The 15,726-nt window shown below is 45.9% G+C and carries 17 protein-coding genes; 4 read left to right on the top strand and 13 right to left on the bottom strand.

Annotated elements, in window-relative coordinates:
* Positions 1 to 390 precede the first annotated feature (390 nt).
* Positions 391 to 2,634, bottom strand: a complete 2,244-nt coding sequence (gene pcrA, locus AB5026_RS11530) for a DNA helicase PcrA (RefSeq protein WP_368213355.1) — start codon at positions 2,632 to 2,634, stop codon at positions 391 to 393.
* A gap of 145 nt (positions 2,635 to 2,779) precedes the next feature.
* On the opposite strand from pcrA, the gene AB5026_RS11525 reads away from it, so the two are divergent.
* On the top strand, positions 2,780 to 3,400 hold the full coding sequence (locus tag AB5026_RS11525) for a DUF1836 domain-containing protein (RefSeq protein ID WP_021651658.1): 621 nt from the start codon (positions 2,780 to 2,782) through the stop codon (positions 3,398 to 3,400).
* Positions 3,401 to 3,530: 130 nt separating this feature from the next.
* Here the strand turns inward: AB5026_RS11525 and AB5026_RS11520 are convergent, their stop codons facing one another.
* A complete protein-coding gene (locus AB5026_RS11520; RefSeq protein WP_015526079.1) occupies positions 3,531 to 3,848 on the bottom strand; it encodes a YerC/YecD family TrpR-related protein in 318 nt (105 codons plus the stop codon).
* A 239-nt stretch (positions 3,849 to 4,087) separates the two neighbouring features.
* Between AB5026_RS11520 and AB5026_RS11515 the strand changes: the two genes are divergently transcribed.
* The 3 genes from AB5026_RS11515 to AB5026_RS11505 are packed head-to-tail and all read left to right on the top strand — an operon-like array spanning position 4,088 to position 6,245.
* A complete protein-coding gene (locus tag AB5026_RS11515) occupies positions 4,088 to 4,777 on the top strand; it encodes a YesL family protein (protein ID WP_021651657.1) in 690 nt (229 codons plus the stop codon).
* On the top strand, positions 4,777 to 5,718 hold the full coding sequence (locus AB5026_RS11510) for a TIGR01212 family radical SAM protein (protein WP_059086751.1): 942 nt from the start codon (positions 4,777 to 4,779) through the stop codon (positions 5,716 to 5,718). Before AB5026_RS11515 ends, AB5026_RS11510 begins: the two co-directional genes overlap by 1 nt.
* Before the next feature lie 14 nt (positions 5,719 to 5,732).
* Positions 5,733 to 6,245, top strand: coding sequence for a DUF4364 family protein (locus AB5026_RS11505; protein WP_021651655.1), 513 nt, complete (start codon positions 5,733 to 5,735; stop codon positions 6,243 to 6,245).
* Positions 6,246 to 6,273: 28 nt separating this feature from the next.
* On the opposite strand, the gene AB5026_RS11500 is transcribed toward AB5026_RS11505, so the two are convergent.
* The 11 genes from AB5026_RS11500 to infC form a co-directional block, all read right to left on the bottom strand.
* A complete protein-coding gene (locus tag AB5026_RS11500; protein WP_015526083.1) occupies positions 6,274 to 7,596 on the bottom strand; it encodes a replication-associated recombination protein A in 1,323 nt (440 codons plus the stop codon).
* A 182-nt stretch (positions 7,597 to 7,778) separates the two neighbouring features.
* Positions 7,779 to 8,543, bottom strand: a complete 765-nt coding sequence (locus AB5026_RS11495; protein ID WP_173760728.1) for a polysaccharide deacetylase family protein — start codon at positions 8,541 to 8,543, stop codon at positions 7,779 to 7,781.
* A gap of 102 nt (positions 8,544 to 8,645) precedes the next feature.
* The gene (locus AB5026_RS11490; RefSeq protein WP_173760730.1) at positions 8,646 to 9,266 is read right to left on the bottom strand and encodes an AAA family ATPase; all 621 of its coding nucleotides are present in this window, start codon (positions 9,264 to 9,266) and stop codon (positions 8,646 to 8,648) included.
* 10 nt (positions 9,267 to 9,276) lie between these two features.
* Entirely contained in the window at positions 9,277 to 9,987 is a 711-nt protein-coding gene (locus tag AB5026_RS11485; RefSeq protein ID WP_092071187.1) for an ABC transporter ATP-binding protein, read from the bottom strand.
* A gap of 14 nt (positions 9,988 to 10,001) precedes the next feature.
* Entirely contained in the window at positions 10,002 to 10,760 is a 759-nt protein-coding gene (locus AB5026_RS11480) for an ABC transporter ATP-binding protein (protein ID WP_147603281.1), read from the bottom strand.
* Positions 10,761 to 10,762: 2 nt separating this feature from the next.
* The gene (locus tag AB5026_RS11475; RefSeq protein ID WP_021977872.1) at positions 10,763 to 11,836 is read right to left on the bottom strand and encodes a branched-chain amino acid ABC transporter permease; all 1,074 of its coding nucleotides are present in this window, start codon (positions 11,834 to 11,836) and stop codon (positions 10,763 to 10,765) included.
* Between the two features lie 10 nt (positions 11,837 to 11,846).
* Complete coding sequence (locus AB5026_RS11470) at positions 11,847 to 12,731, bottom strand: branched-chain amino acid ABC transporter permease (protein ID WP_015526088.1); 885 nt, start codon at positions 12,729 to 12,731, stop codon at positions 11,847 to 11,849.
* 96 nt (positions 12,732 to 12,827) lie between these two features.
* Entirely contained in the window at positions 12,828 to 13,985 is a 1,158-nt protein-coding gene (locus tag AB5026_RS11465) for an ABC transporter substrate-binding protein (RefSeq protein WP_059086747.1), read from the bottom strand.
* A gap of 236 nt (positions 13,986 to 14,221) precedes the next feature.
* On the bottom strand, positions 14,222 to 14,578 hold the full coding sequence (gene rplT, locus AB5026_RS11460) for a 50S ribosomal protein L20 (RefSeq protein ID WP_015526090.1): 357 nt from the start codon (positions 14,576 to 14,578) through the stop codon (positions 14,222 to 14,224).
* 33 nt (positions 14,579 to 14,611) lie between these two features.
* The gene (rpmI, locus tag AB5026_RS11455) at positions 14,612 to 14,809 is read right to left on the bottom strand and encodes a 50S ribosomal protein L35 (RefSeq protein WP_021651646.1); all 198 of its coding nucleotides are present in this window, start codon (positions 14,807 to 14,809) and stop codon (positions 14,612 to 14,614) included.
* An 83-nt stretch (positions 14,810 to 14,892) separates the two neighbouring features.
* Positions 14,893 to 15,387, bottom strand: coding sequence for a translation initiation factor IF-3 (infC, locus tag AB5026_RS11450; protein ID WP_015526092.1), 495 nt, complete (start codon positions 15,385 to 15,387; stop codon positions 14,893 to 14,895).
* Between the last annotated feature and the right edge of the window lie 339 nt (positions 15,388 to 15,726).

Genomic DNA, 15,726 nt, shown 5'->3' with positions numbered 1-15,726 from the left:
GAGCGAAGAAACGGTATACTGCAAACGCAATACCGGCAACAGCTGCAACAGCACCGATGATCGCCAGTACCCAAAGGACTGTGTTCTTATCTTTCTCTTCTTCTTTTTTCTTCAGTGTTGCAAGCAGTTCTTCAAGCTTTGTTGTATTTAAATTCATAACACTGCACCATCCTTTCTTTCTGTTCGGCTGTACTGTCTGACAGTAAACCGGCAGCACAGCAAAAATATTCTATCACTGTACCGACCTTTCCTAAGTGTTCTTATTATACCACCATATGTCTGATTTTACCATAACTTACGCAAATTTTAACAGGAACATTCCGGAATAATGTTATTTGCAGCTGCTTCGAAATATTTTCACAAAATATATGCAAAACGGCCATTTCATTTTCAGATCTTCTTCAGTTTGGCAAAACCTGCGAACATTTTTTTCACACCGACTTTGTCAAAATCTACCGTTACCTCGTAATCCCGGCCGCCTTCTACAATATTCTTCACGATACCAACTCCGAATTTCACATGGCGCACGGTATCACCGACTCCGTAATCCAGCTTCGCTGCCTTGGTAACGGTGAAATCCTTCTTCTGAAGGCTTGTTTTTGCCTGGAAATTCATTTTCATCTGGGCATAGGCGCTTTTCGGAGATACGATATCATCTACCCTGGGCTTTTTCTCCTGAATGGTATGTCCAAGATCTACCAGCTCCCGTGGAACCTCCCTTACAAAACGTGACACACGGTTATACTGAGTCTCCCCACGGATCATCCGCTGTTTTGCACAGGTTAAGGTCAGTTCCTTCATGGCACGGGTGATCCCCACATAACAGAGCCTTCGCTCCTCCTCGATATCCGACGGATCACCGGACCAGATGGAAGCATACCCCGGAAAAACACCGTCCTCCATTCCCACGATAAATACATTTGGGAATTCCAGTCCCTTGGCACTGTGAAGGGTCATCAGCAGCACATAATCCTGATCCGGATCAACAGAATCGATATCTGCCACCAGTGCGATCTCCTCCAGAAATGCAGAAAGTGTTGCCGGCTGTCCGGCCTCCTCCATGGCTTCCTGGAAGGATTCTGTCTTGGAGATCAGCTCATCGATATTTTCGATCCTCGCCTGGGCCTCCTCCGTTTTCTCTGCCTCCAGTTCCTTCACATAACCGGTAAGCTCAATGACCTCTTCCAGGGTTTCACGGACTGTATAGGCCTCTGCCTTACTTTTCAGTCCCTGGATAAAGGATACAAAATCATTGATCTTTCCTGCTGCCCTGCCAATGGACGGTACTTCCTCCACCACGCGGAGCGCATCGTAAAAGCTCAGGTTCATCATATCCGCATAGTCCTGGACACGGCCGATGCTGGTGAGTCCGATTCCTCTTTTTGGCACATTTAAGATCCTGCGCACAGCCAGATCATCACTGGCATTGTCAATGGTCTTCAGATAGCTTAACAGATCCTTGATCTCTTTGCGGGCATAAAAATTCACGCCGCCGACAATCTTATAAGGAACATTTGCCAGGAGAAATTTCTCCTCAAAGAGACGGGACTGGGCATTGGTCCGATAAAGTACTGCACAGTCCTTGTACTGGAATTTCCCGTTGCGGCGCCCCTGGATGATCTCTCCTGCAACATACTCCGCTTCCTCAAATCCGTTGTTGAACTGACGGAAATGTACTTTATCTCCCTCTTCGTTCTCTGTCCAGAGGCGTTTTTCCTTACGCTCTGTGTTATTGACGATCACCTCATTGGCTGCATTGAGGATGTTCTGGGTAGAACGGTAATTCTGTTCCAGGCGCACCACCTTAGCCTCTGGAAAAACCTTCTCAAATCCTAAGATATTCCCGATATTTGCTCCACGAAAACGATAGATGGACTGATCATCATCACCAACCACACAGAGATTCTTGTATTTCTCAGCAAGAAGACTTACAAATTTAAACTGGGCAGTATTGGTATCCTGATACTCATCCACCATAATATATTTGAAACGTTCCTGATAATAGTCCAGGATATCCGGATTATGCTGAAAAAGCTCCACAGTCTTCACGATCAGGTCATCAAAATCCAGTGCATTGTTTCCCCGGAGGATAGACTGATATTCCTTATACATACCTGCAATCTTCCGTGCATCCGGATCGCCGCCCGCATTCAGCTCCATCTCTTCCGGTGTGATCAGTTCATCCTTGGCATGGGAAATCTCAGCAAGAACGCCTCGTTCCTTGTAGATCTTGGTATTGATATCAAACTTCCGGAAGATTTCCTTCATGACTGTTTTCTGGTCGTCGGCATCATAAATGGTAAAATTACTGCCAAAGCCCAGCACCTCAATATGTCTGCGCAGGATCCTCACGCAGGCGGAATGGAAGGTGGAGACCCATACGCTCTCCGCACCCATTCCCGCAATTTTATTCACGCGTTCCCGCATCTCACTGGCGGCCTTGTTGGTAAAGGTGATCGCCAGGATATTCCATGGGTTTACACCCTTTTCTTCCATTAAATAGGCGATCCTGTGGGTCAGCACTCTTGTTTTTCCGGAACCGGCTCCTGCGAGGATCAGAAGTGGTCCCTCTGTATGTACGGCAGCTTCCCGCTGCATAGGATTCAATGTGTCCAAAGCATCATGTATACTCATTTTGATCTCCATTTCTTTTTCCATATGAACAGTATCTTTATATACTATCATGACTTTACTTTCCGGTAAACCCACCTCTCTGAAAAAAAGTTTCTTTACAAGTAGTATTTAAAACTATATAATAGGGAGCAGAGGTGATAATGCGATGACAGAAAACGAAAAAGAAATGATGAACAGCATTTTTGCAAAAATTGCTGAGCTTGATTATATAAAACCCGATGAAATTCCCAATATTGCTCTTTACATGGATCAGGTCACAACCTTTATGGAAGATAATCTCGCTTCCACCAAGCGTCATGATGATGACAAGATCCTGACCAAGACCATGATCAACAATTACGCAAAGAACAAGCTCCTTCCCCCGCCGGAAAAAAAGCGGTATTCCCGGGAGCATCTGCTGATGCTGATCTTTATCTACTATTTTAAAAATATCCTCTCCATCAGTGATATCCAGACCCTTCTGGGACCGATCACCGAGAAATACTTCAAGTCCGTTACAGAAAAGGACATGACTTACATCTACCAGGAGGTTTTCAGTATGGAGCAGTCACAGATCCGTTACCTGGAAAAGGATCTTATGCGCCGTTTCAAAAGTGCCGGAGAAATTTTTGAGGACGCCGACCCGGAGGATAAGGAATTCCTTCACCAGTTTTCCTTTATCTGTCTTCTTAGCTTCGACGTATACATGAAAAAAATGATCATCGAAAACATGATCGACCACATGAATTCCTCAAAAGATACGGATTCCTCAAAAAAAGACAAATAATATCCGGAGCTCACATCCGGTCATAAACGTGCGTCGCCGGGCGCACCGAAAAAAAAGAGACAGACGCACGATCGCCTGTCTCTTTTTCATTACAGCATTATCCGTTATCATCACGGTATGGACGTAAGCCTTATTCTGCTTCGCCGCCCTGCTCCCCGTTATCCTTCTTCATACGTGCAAATACCATCTCATAACCATCATTTCCATAGTTCAGGGAACGGTTCACACGGCTGATCGTAGCTGTGGAAGCTCCTGTTTTCTCGGAAATATCAAGGTATGTACGCTTATCAGTAAGCATCTTGGCTACCTCGAAGCGCTGAGATAAAGAAAGCAGCTCATTGATGGTGCACACATCCTCAAAAAATGTATAACACTCTTCCTTGTCCTTCAGGCACAGGATCGCTTCAAAAAGATGATCCACAGCCTCCGTCCTGATTTTTTTGCTCATTGTTACGCTCCTTTAAAATACATGAATTTCGTCTAATACAATACTGATATTTTAACACTCTAAATCGTGATAAGCAAGCCTTTTAGGAAAATTTAATAAACTATTTCTCTTTTTTGTCTTTCTATGGCGGACACATGATTTTCCCATTTCCACTGCCCCGGAAAACATTTGGGATTTGCTTTTTCTGCTGTGATTGGGTATACTTAAAGTAATATCCAAAAGAAAAGGAGACTTATCAAATGAATCGTTTTTTCAACATGGACAACAAATTCTTCGTGTTCATGGGACGCGTAGCAGACCTGCTTCTTCTGAATTTTCTGTGCATCCTCTGCTGCATTCCGGTTGTCACCGCAGGCGCCTCCATAACAGCTCTCTACTATGTCACACTGAAGATGGCAAGAGACGAAGAATCTTATATTGCCCGCAGCTTTTTCCGCTCATTCAAACAGAACTTCAAACAGGCGACCATCATCAATATCATCATGCTCCTCACCGCTGCTGTTCTGTTTATCGATCTTCGGATCGCCAGAGCCGGAAGCGGAGCTATGTACAAAGGACTTTTCAGTCTGTTCATTGCATTTGCACTGATCTATGCGATGATCCTTCTGTACATTTATCCGATCCTTTCCAAATTTTTTAATTCCGTCAAGAATACCTTTGTAAATGCATTCCTGATGTCCGTCCGCCATCTTCCGCTGACACTTTTGATGCTTGTGATCTCTGCGTCTCCACTCCTACTGATGTGGCTTTTTGCTTATGTGAGCTACGCACAGTTTACATCCATCCTGATCATGCTTTTTATTCTGATGGGATTTTCCACGCTGGCCTACTGGAAATCAAAGATCTTTGTAAAGATCTTCGATAACTATATACCGAAAGATGAAAACGAAGAAAACGGCGAAGAGAAAAACGAACCGAAAGAGGCATAATGAAGCGCTGGAACGACAAGCCTTATCATTCTCTGGACTATATGCTCCGGGAGCGATACGGCGAAAAGGTCTACCGGGTTGCATTAAACGGCGGCATGTCCTGTCCCAACCGTGACGGCACCCTGGGCAAAAAAGGCTGCATCTTCTGCAGCCAGGGCGGAAGCGGAGATTTTGCAGCAAACGCCGCTCTTTCCATTACAGAGCAGATCAACACACAGATCAAAAGTCTCTCTTCCAAACGCCCGATTCATAAATATATCGCCTATTTTCAGGCATATACAAACACATACGCTCCTGTGGAACACCTGCGTAAGATCTTCACAGAAGCCATCTCCCATCCGGATATCGTGGCACTGTCCATTGGTACCAGACCGGACTGTCTGGGAGATGATGTACTGGAGCTTCTTTATTCCCTGAACCAGATCAAACCGGTGTGGGTGGAGCTGGGACTCCAGACTATCCATGAAGATACCGCCAGATATATACGGCGCGGCTATCCACTGTCCTGTTTTGATACCGCAGTGAAAAATCTCCGCGCAGGCGGCATCGAAGTGATCGTCCACACCATCCTGGGGCTTCCCGGCGAAAGCCGGAAGGATATCCTGGAAACAATGGCTTATCTGAACGCCATGGATATCCAGGGGATCAAGCTGCAGCTTCTTCATGTACTGCGTGGTACAGATCTTGCCGCTGATCATGAAGCCGGTCTTTTCCGCACTTATGAACGGGACGAGTATCTGAACCTTGTCATTGACTGTCTGGAACATCTCAGACCGGATATCGTGATCCACCGGGTCACCGGCGACGGACCGAAGGATCTGCTGATCGCACCTTTATGGGCCAGCCGCAAACGAGAAGTTTTAAACCTTCTTCATCACCGGATGAAAGAAAGAGCAAGTTTTCAGGGAAAAGCTCTCGAAGCCCTTTCCCGCAGCCAGTAAAAAGGAGGATTCTTATGGCATCACCTTTTACAACCTATAAGCTTATTATTTTATATATGCTGCAGAATTCCGATGGGGATCTCACAAATTCCCAGATCACCGATTTTATCCTGGACCGGAAATACACCAATTATTTTCAGCTCCAGCAGGCAGTTTCCGAACTTGTGGAGGCAGATCTGGTGGAAATGTCTTCACAGTCCAACCGCAGTTACTATCGACTGACCTCCGAGGGAAAAAACACTCTGAAATATTTTTCCAAAGAACTTTCCTCTGACATCAAGAAAGAAGTGGAAGAATATCTCAATTCCCTCCACCGCAAGATCGAAGAACATCTCCTGACTCCTGCAGATTACTATCCCACCAAAGAGGGCAGCTACTCAGTACGTCTGCGGATCATCGAAAGCGGCGTCAGCATCGTTGATCTCAGCATCAATGTGCCAAATCTTGCTGCTGCACAGTCTGTATGTGAAAGCTGGCCTTATAAATACCAGAATGTTTATGACAAAATAATGGAGGAGCTTCTCTGAGAGGCTCCTCCGTTTTACTTATATTCATTTATTTCGCTTCTTCGTGGATCTTCTTCATATGCTCTTTCAGTTTCTTTTCATATCCCATATCACTGAGCTCGTAAAAATGTTCTCCTTCGATTTCTGATGGCAGATACTGCTGGTTTACATAATGATTCGGATAATCATGGGCATATTTATATCCGATACCATGACCCAGACTTTCGTGGCCACCATAATGGGCATCCTGCAGATGCACCGGAACGGTTGTCTTCTTCGCCTTCACGCAGCGCATGGCTTCCTGTATGGCATTTACTGCAGAATTGCTCTTGGGTGCACAGGCCATGTATGTAACTGCCTGGGAAAGAATGATCTGGGACTCCGGCATTCCCACACGTTCCACTGCCTGTGCTGCTGCCGTTGCCACGCAGAGGGCCTGGGGATCTGCGTTTCCGATATCTTCGGAAGCAAGGATCATGATCCTTCTTGCGATAAATTTCACATCTTCTCCTGCATAGAGCATTTTTGCCAGATAATAGACTGCCGCATCCGGGTCGGAGCCTCGCATGCTCTTGATAAAGGCAGAAATGATATCATAATGATTGTCCCCGTTCTTATCGTAGCGCACCACCCGCTTCTGGATACACTCAGAAGCCACCTCAAGGGTCAGATGGATCTTACCGTCTGTATCACGAGGTGTGGTGAGGATTCCCAGTTCTATGGCGTTTAAGGCGCTTCTGGCGTCTCCTCCTGCCATATCTGCCAGAAATTCCAAAGCATCCTCCTCGATCACCGCCCCATAGCTTCCCATTCCACGTTCCGGATCGTTAACCGCACGCAGGATCAGTTCCTTTATCTCCGGTATCTCCAGGGACTTCAATTCAAAGATGATCGATCTTGAAAGAAGCGCTCCGTTTACCTCAAAATATGGATTCTCTGTTGTGGCCCCGATAAGAATGATGGTTCCGTCCTCCACAAAGGGAAGAAGATAATCCTGCTGTCCCTTGTTGAAGCGGTGGATCTCATCAATGAATAGAATGGTCTTTTTTCCATACATGCCGAGATCGTCCTGTGCCTGCTTTACAACTGCTTCCATATCTTTCTTCCCTGCTACGGTTGCATTGATCTGGGTAAAGCTGGCGCTTGTGGTATTGGCAATGACTTTTGCTAGGGTGGTCTTTCCGGTTCCCGGAGGGCCGTAAAAGATAACAGATGTCAGCTTATCCGCCTTTATGGCACGATACAGCAATTTATCTTTTCCTACGATGTGCTGCTGTCCCACCACCTCATCCAGTGTTCGCGGACGCAGCCTGGATGCAAGAGGTGACTCCTGATCCAGCGTTTTTGACTTTGCGTATTCAAATAAATCCATGGCTTTCACTCCTGTATTTTCTGTAAAAAGCGGATATTCACGATCCGTATTCTTTTCATAGATCTGTATCCGGCAACGATCGTTTCATTTGTTTCCGGCATACGGACAGATTCCTTATTTTTATAATTTTACCTGTTTGCACATAAAAAAGCAATCGTTTCTGCCTTTTCGGCAAATCACAGTTACATCACCAGCAACTGATCTGCAGTTACCAGGTCATATCCTTCTTCCGTAAGCATATCCGCGATCTCCAAGGCCGCTTCCACGGAGGTAGAAAAGCTGTCATGCATCAGAATAATGGAGCCATCCTTCACTTCCCGCTGAACGATATTTTCCACAGAACGGACATTTTTTGATTTCCAGTCCAGAGTATCCACATCCCAGAATACCGGCAGCATGGTCACACAGAGCTCCAGATCCTTCGGCCAGGCCCCGTAGGGCGGGCGAAGATACATGGGATACTCTCCGGTGATCTCGTAGATCTCATTATTCGTCTTTATGATCTGCTGACAGGCCTGATCACCGGGAAGCTTATCAAGCTGCACGTGATCATACGTGTGATTACCGATGAGATGACCGTCTCTCTGCATCTGCGTTACGATCTCCTCATTTCCCCGGATATTTTTTCCCATAAGAAAAAATGTGGCATGGATCCCACGCTTCCGCAGGCCATCCAGAAGCAGAGGTGTATATGTTGCATGCGGTCCATCATCAAAGGTAAGAGCCACACGTGGACGATCCTCTTTTTCGCTTCTGTCAGAGGCTGTCTCAGCCACCGGTTCTGCTGCTTTTTGTCCGTACTGCGCCGCCACCAGCCGGAGCATCCCCTCACCGGCGATCATTCTGGTCACCCACATCCGAAATGCACTGTCTGAGATTTTTCCATATCCGCTGAGCAGGATCAATACCATTGCCACTACACAGAAATATTTTTTTCGCTTATCCATATTTCCCGCCGGATCAAATATACTTTTCCACAATATATGAAAAAATCCCCGGGAAAAGACTTTTGGCTTTTCTTTCCCGGGGAATATTCTCTGATATATGTCTTATTTTTTCAGGATCTCAAGTGCACTCTCGATCTCTTCCACGCATTTTTTATAGCCAAGGGTACCGTTATCCAGGCACAGATTGTATTTCGTCATATCTGCCCAGTCAACACCCATGAAACGTTTGCAGAAATCTTCTTTGCGTTTGTCATCCTTCTGCATAAATTTCTCAATATCCTTTGTAGTTCCGCTGAGCTTCTTGCTTGCCTCGCGGATACGGAAATCCCAGTCTCCGTAAACAAACACACGGAGAACATTGGAATAGTCTTTCAGGATCATGTTTGCACAACGTCCGATGATCACACAGGACTCTGTCTCTGCCAGCTGACGGATGATTTTTGCCTGATAATTGAACAGGTTCTCATCGGATGTGAAATCCTTGCTCTGAGGCGGGATCAGCTCACCCTTGTAGATTCCGGACTTTGCAAAAAATCTCTGCTTGGTGCTGACATTTTCGTCTGCCCGTCCGAAAAGTTCCTGGCGGATACCGCTCTCATCAGATGCCATGCGGATGATATCCTTATCATAGTAAGAAATCCCTAATTTCTTTGCAAGCTCCTCTCCGATGGTACGTCCACCGCTTCCATACTGTCTTGCAATGGTAATTACGAAATTATCCATGTCTTTCCACCTACTCTCCAAGATATGCCTTCTGAACGGCCTCGTCATTCAGAAGATCCTCTGCCTTTCCATCCATAGTAATGCTTCCTGTTTCCAGAACGTACGCTCTGTCCGCAATGGAAAGAGCCTTCTTCGCATTCTGCTCAACCAGAAGCACTGTAGTTCCGCTCTCACTTACCTCGCGGATAATGTCAAAAATCTCATTTACAAAAATCGGCGACAGACCCATGGACGGCTCATCCATCAAAATGATCCTTGGTCTGCTCATCAGTGCACGTCCCATGGCAAGCATCTGCTGCTCACCACCGGAAAGTGTTCCGGCACGCTGTCCTTTACGTTCTTCCAGACGCGGAAATCTCTTGTATACACTTGCAAGACTTTCTGCGATCTCTGCCTTGTCCTTTCTTGTATAGGCTCCAAGGAGCAGATTCTCATAAACGGACATATCCGCAAATACACGTCTTCCCTCCGGAACATGCGCCATACCCATCTCTACGATCTTATGCGCCGGTGTTCTTGTGAGGTCTTTTCCCTCAAACACAATGCTTCCGGACTTCGGAGAAAGAATTCCGGTAAGTGTCTGAAGTGTGGTTGTCTTTCCGGCGCCATTGGCACCGATCAGCGCAATAACCTCTCCCTGATTTACATGAAAAGAAATTCCCTTCAGAGCCTGGATCACACCATAGTAGACCTGGAGGTCCTTTACTTCCAACATTGCCATTGTCTCGTTCCTCCTTATTCTCCCAGATATGCAGTGATAACCGTCGGGTCTTTCAGCACTGCAGATGTCTCACCCTGGATCAGTACCTGACCGAAGTTCAGAACTGTAAGTTCCTCACAGATACCGCCCACCAGTTTCATGTCGTGCTCGATCAGAAGAACAGTCATATCAAAATGCTCCCGCACAAAACGGATAGTATCCATCAGCTCCTGTGTCTCATTCGGGTTCATACCAGCCGCCGGCTCATCCAGGAGAAGAAGCTTCGGCTCTGTGGCAAGAGCTCTAGCGATCTCCAGTTTACGCTGTTTACCATAAGGCAGATTTCCTGCCAGAGTGTCTGCTTCCTTATCCAGATCAAACACCCTCAGTATCTCCATGGCACGTTCATTCATCTCTTTTTCTACCTTGTAATATTTCGGCAGTCTTAAGATCCCGGTCAGTGTGGAATATGGATGATGATTGTGAAGTCCTACTTTTACATTGTCAAGAACCGGCATATCCTTGAAAAGACGGATATTCTGGAAGGTTCTGGCGATTCCGGCTTTGTTGATCTCGATGGTGCTTTTTCCGGTGATGTCCTGGCCGTCCAGTCTGATGATTCCCTCTGTTGGTTTGTATACACCTGTGAGAAGGTTGAATACCGTTGTCTTACCGGCACCGTTGGGTCCGATCAGTCCATAGAGCTGTCCTTTTTCAATGGTCATGTTAAAGCCGTCAACAGCACGAAGACCGCCGAACTGGATAGACAGGTTATTTACTTCCAGCATTGCCATGATCAGGCCACCTCCTTTTTCGCTTTTTTGCCTTTGAATTTTTCTACCATACGTGCTCTCCAGTCTCTTGCTGCCGGTGCCCAGTTAAAGAGCATCATGATGATCAGCACGATTGCGTAGATCAGCATACGGTAGTTTGCGAATCCACGGAGAAGCTCAGGCAGTGCATAGAGGATAATGGTTGCAATGATCGATCCTCTGATATTTCCAATCCCGCCAAGTACCACATATACCAGTACCAGGATGGACATGTTGTAATCAAATACAGATACCTTCAGAAGAGAAAGGTTATGTGCATACAGCACGCCTGCCACTCCTGCAAGGGCTGCGGAAATCGTAAATGCAAGCAGTTTGTATCTGGTGATATTGATTCCCACGGATTCTGCTGCGATACGGTTATCTCTGGTTGACATGATCGCACGTCCGCTTCTGGAGTTAACCAGGTTCTGCACGATAAACAGAGTCAGAAGAAGAAGGATCACACCGATCAGGAAAAAGTAATTCTTGATATCTTTATAAAGAGTTGCTGTTCCTGAAATACCAAGGGCACCTTTGAGGATCTGTTTTCCGCCCGGATCCATATGAAGACCGGCTGCACTGGTTGCAACGTGAAGTCCTTTGTCATCCACGCCAATGTAAAGTACATTGATCAGGTTCTTGATGATCTCACCAAAAGCCAGTGTAACAATAGCCAGGTAGTCACCGCGGAGACGAAGTACCGGAATACCGATGATCACACCGAACAGTGCTGCAACTGCCGCACCTACAAGGATTGCAAGGATAAAGCGAGGAACCTGCGGAATGGAGTCTGCAGCAACCTGTGAAAACAGGGCACTGGAAAAAGCTCCCACGCACATGAAGCCCGCATGTCCAAGGCTCAGCTCACCGGAAAAACCGACTACCAGGTTCAGGGAAACTGATGCAATGGTATAAACACAAAGGGGAACAAGAAGTCCCATAAGAAGTCTGGAAAGATTTCCAGTTGAGGAAAGTGCCTGTACGATCACAAAAAGCACAATGACAATTCCATAGTTGATCATGTTATTTTTTGTTGTTTTGTTTTTCATATTCTTCATATCGGCCACCTTACACTTTCTCCTGGATGTTCTTGCCGAACAGTCCGGTAGGTTTTACAAGAAGCACGACGATCAGGACTGCAAATACGATCGCATCTGCAACCTGGGAAGAAATATAAGCTTTTCCGAAGATCTCGATGATTCCCAGAAGGATGCCGCCGACCATAGCTCCCGGAATCGAACCGATTCCACCGAATACAGCAGCTACGAAAGCTTTGATACCAGGCATGGCTCCTGTGTACGGAGTCAGTGTCGGATAAGTCTGACAGAGCAGAAGGCCTGCGATCGCTGCAAGTCCGGAACCGATGGCAAATGTGAGGGAAATTGTCGCATTGACGTTAACTCCCATCAGCTGTGCCGCATCTCTGTCCTCGGAAACCGCCTGCATGGCACGGCCAGGTTTTGTCTTTTTTACAAAGAGGGAAAGTCCCACCATGATGATGATACATGCAAGGATGGTTACGATGGTGATTCCCTTGATGGTAAGCTCACCGTCAAACAGTGTGATGGACGGAACTTTGATAACAGCTACGAAACTCTTGGCATCTGCGCCGAAGATCAGAAGTGCCAGGTTCTGAAGCAGATAACTGACACCGATAGCCGTGATAAGAACGGCCAGGTTTGAGGAAGCTTTTCTAAGTGGACTGTAAGCTACCTTCTCAATGACAACACCAAGCAGTGTACAGATCACAACGGAAAGGATCACAGCAAGGATCGGTGACATGCCGCCTCTTGTGATACAGGTAAGGATGATATAAGCTCCCACCATGATAACATCTCCGTGTGCGAAGTTCAGCATCTTGGCAATACCATAAACCATGGTATATCCAAGTGCGATGATCGCATAGATACTGCCAAGACTGATGCCGTCTTTTAAATAAGATATAAAACTCATAACGCACCTCTTTTAATTGTTTATTGATAAGGGAAAAAGGGGACGGTTCCCACTAAAGGTGACCGTCCCCTGACCCCTAACGTTAACAGAAATTACTTATTTCATCTCTACATAAGCACCGTCTTTGATCTCGAATGCTTTCGGCTCTTTATCACACTCGCCATCCTCGGTCCATTTTGCTTTTCCGGTAAGTCCGTCAAGCTCGATGTTTGCCATGGATGCGCTCATTGCTGCACTGATGTCTGCATTTTCCATATCTGGTGTGATCTTTGCATCGTCAGCTGCAAGCTGCATTGCGTAAAGTACATCATATGTATCTGCCGCAAACTGGTTCGGGATCTCACCGTTGTGAGCATCGCCGTATGCTTTTACGAAGTTCTGGCTCTTCTCATCTGTAGCTGTTGCGGAGAATGGTGTCAGAAGCATAACACCCTCTGCAAGGGATTTATCGAAGTTCTCTACATTGAGGATACCATCCATGCCATCTACACCAAAGAATTTAATGTCAAGTCCTGCCTCAGATGCCTGCTGAAGGATCAGCGCATTGTCGGAATAGTAGTTCGGAAGGAAAAGAAGCTCAGCGCCGCTCTTCTTGATCTTTGCAAGCTGTACAGAATAGTCTGTGTTGCTGTCTGTTGTGTAAGCCTCATCTGCAACTACTTCAAGTCCGTCATCAGCAGCTGCTGCAACGAATGCGTCATGTACACCGGAGTTGTAGTCAGCAGCGGAATCATAAAGTACTGCTACTTTCGTTGCAAGTTTGTGCTCGGAAATGTACTGAGCAGATTTGGTTCCCTGTGCCGGGTCTGTGAAGCACATACGGAACTCGTTTGTTCCTGCTGTGATACAGTCAAGTGCTGTTGCGGATGGTGTGAAGAGGAATGTATCCTCAGCTGCCTCAGCTCCTACTGCGATACAGGAACCGGATGTTACAGTTCCACAGAGCATCTGCATTCCTTTATCGATCAGGTCATTGTATGCGTTAACAGCCTTCTCCGGATCTCCCTGGTCATCACCTGCGTCAAGAATCTCTACTTTATATCCGTTGAATCCACCGTTCTCGTTGATCTCATCAGCTGCGATCTTGGCTGCGTTGTATACGTTGGTACCGTACTGTGCGTAATCACCTGTCATCGGTCCGATCACACCGATCTTAAATGTCTCATCTGCTGCAAAAACGGATGTAGGCATCATCATAGCTGCTGTCATCGCTGCTGCTGATGCAACGCCGATTACTTTCTTCCAATTTCTCATAATAATCTCTCCTCCTGCGCTTTGTCGCGTTACTAATGTTTAATGGTAAAATTATAGCATCGCATATTTTTTATTTCAAGGGCAAATTTAGTTATCTGTTGTTTTTCGTCTGATTGCACAACGCGGACACTTGTCCGCTGTACAGCTTGTGTCGTTTTTCGGCAAATTGTCTGAATTTTTTTACAAAAAAATCCAGGGAAAAATTCCCTGGACTCCTTCGTCTCTTAATACTTTACTTATGCGATTGCTTTCTTAGCGATCTCAGCAAGAGCTGTGAAGCCTGCTGCATCGTTAACAGCCATCTCTGCAAGCATCTTTCTGTTGATGTCGATGTTTGCAACCTTAAGGCCGTGCATCATTTTGCTGTAAGAAAGTCCGTTCATTCTTGCTGCTGCGTTGATACGAGCGATCCAGAGCTGTCTGAACTGACGTTTCTTCTGTTTTCTTCCTGCATAGGAGCTTGTAAGAGCTCTCATTACAGACTGTTTTGCTACTCTATACTGTTTGGAACGGGCTCCTCTGTAGCCTTTTGCCAGTTTTAATGTACGGTTATGTCTTTTCTTTGCGTTTAATCCGCCTTTAATTCTTGCCATTTCTTAATTCTCCTCCTGTTCGTCTTCTCTATCTTATAAATATGGTAATACTTTCTTCATGCTCTTTACATTAGTAGAATCAACAACAGTAGATTTTCTCAGATTTCTCTTTCTCTTCTGAGATTTCTTTGTAAGGATATGGCTCTTGTAGGCTTTATTTCTTACTAATTTTCCTGTACCTGTTTTTTTAAAGCGCTTTGCTGCTGCTCTGCAAGTTTTAATTTTTGGCATTATGAATTCCTCCTTGATTTGGTACTTCTAAATTTTATATAGCATCCCGTTCTGCCCGGCTGTTGCCGTGAAGACTGAGATATCTACCGTTTCTCAGTCAGAAACATAGTCATGCTTCTGCCTTCTACCTTCGGAGCCTTCTCTACAGTCGCTATATCGGACAGAAGATCTGCGAAGTCATCAAGCACATGCCTACTGCTGGACATATGTGCCATCTCTCTTCCGCGGAAACGAAGTGTAACCTTAACTCTGTCGCCCTTGCTAAGGAACTTTCTTGCTGCATTTACCTTCGTCTTCAAATCATTCGTATCAATGTTCGGGGAAAGACGCACTTCTTTGACATCGATGGTTTTCTGCTTTTTTCTGGCCTCTTTTTCTTTTCTTGCAAGCTCGTAACGGTATTTACCGTAATCGATGATCTTGCATACCGGCGGTTTCGCCTGTGGGGCAATCTTTACAAGGTCAAGTCCTGCCTCCTGCGCTTTCGCCATCGCTTCTCTGGCGGACACGATTCCAAGCTGAGCTCCGTCCGGACCAATCAAGCGTACCTCTCTGTCTCTGATCTGTTCGTTAATCATTAAACCGCTAATTGTTGTACACCTCCATGAACATGATAGAATTATTTTTTTCTTTCTCATTAATGTAGCTTAAGCCGCACAAAAAAAGCGCAGACAGATGTCCACACTTCAAATAATTACACCTGCGCACTGATGGTTGGCCCGTCCGCAGTACTGTGCAATATTGACCTGAGTCGCTTATCTTCAGCGCTGAGGTGAGAGTGAACTCTGCTTTCTTTTCGCTACGTACTTTAAGAGGATACCATGGTGTCTGCTATTTGTCAACTGTTTTTTATATTATTATGTATTTATTTTTTGAGTATAAATTTTTCTTCTTCCGGACATACTATGCAACATCGG

Source organism: Blautia sp. RTP21359st1_E11_RTP21359_211015 (assembly GCF_040910705.1).
Taxonomy (GTDB): Bacteria; Bacillota; Clostridia; order Lachnospirales; family Lachnospiraceae; genus Blautia_A; species Blautia_A fusiformis.
This window is presented reverse-complemented; position numbering and strand designations above follow the sequence as displayed.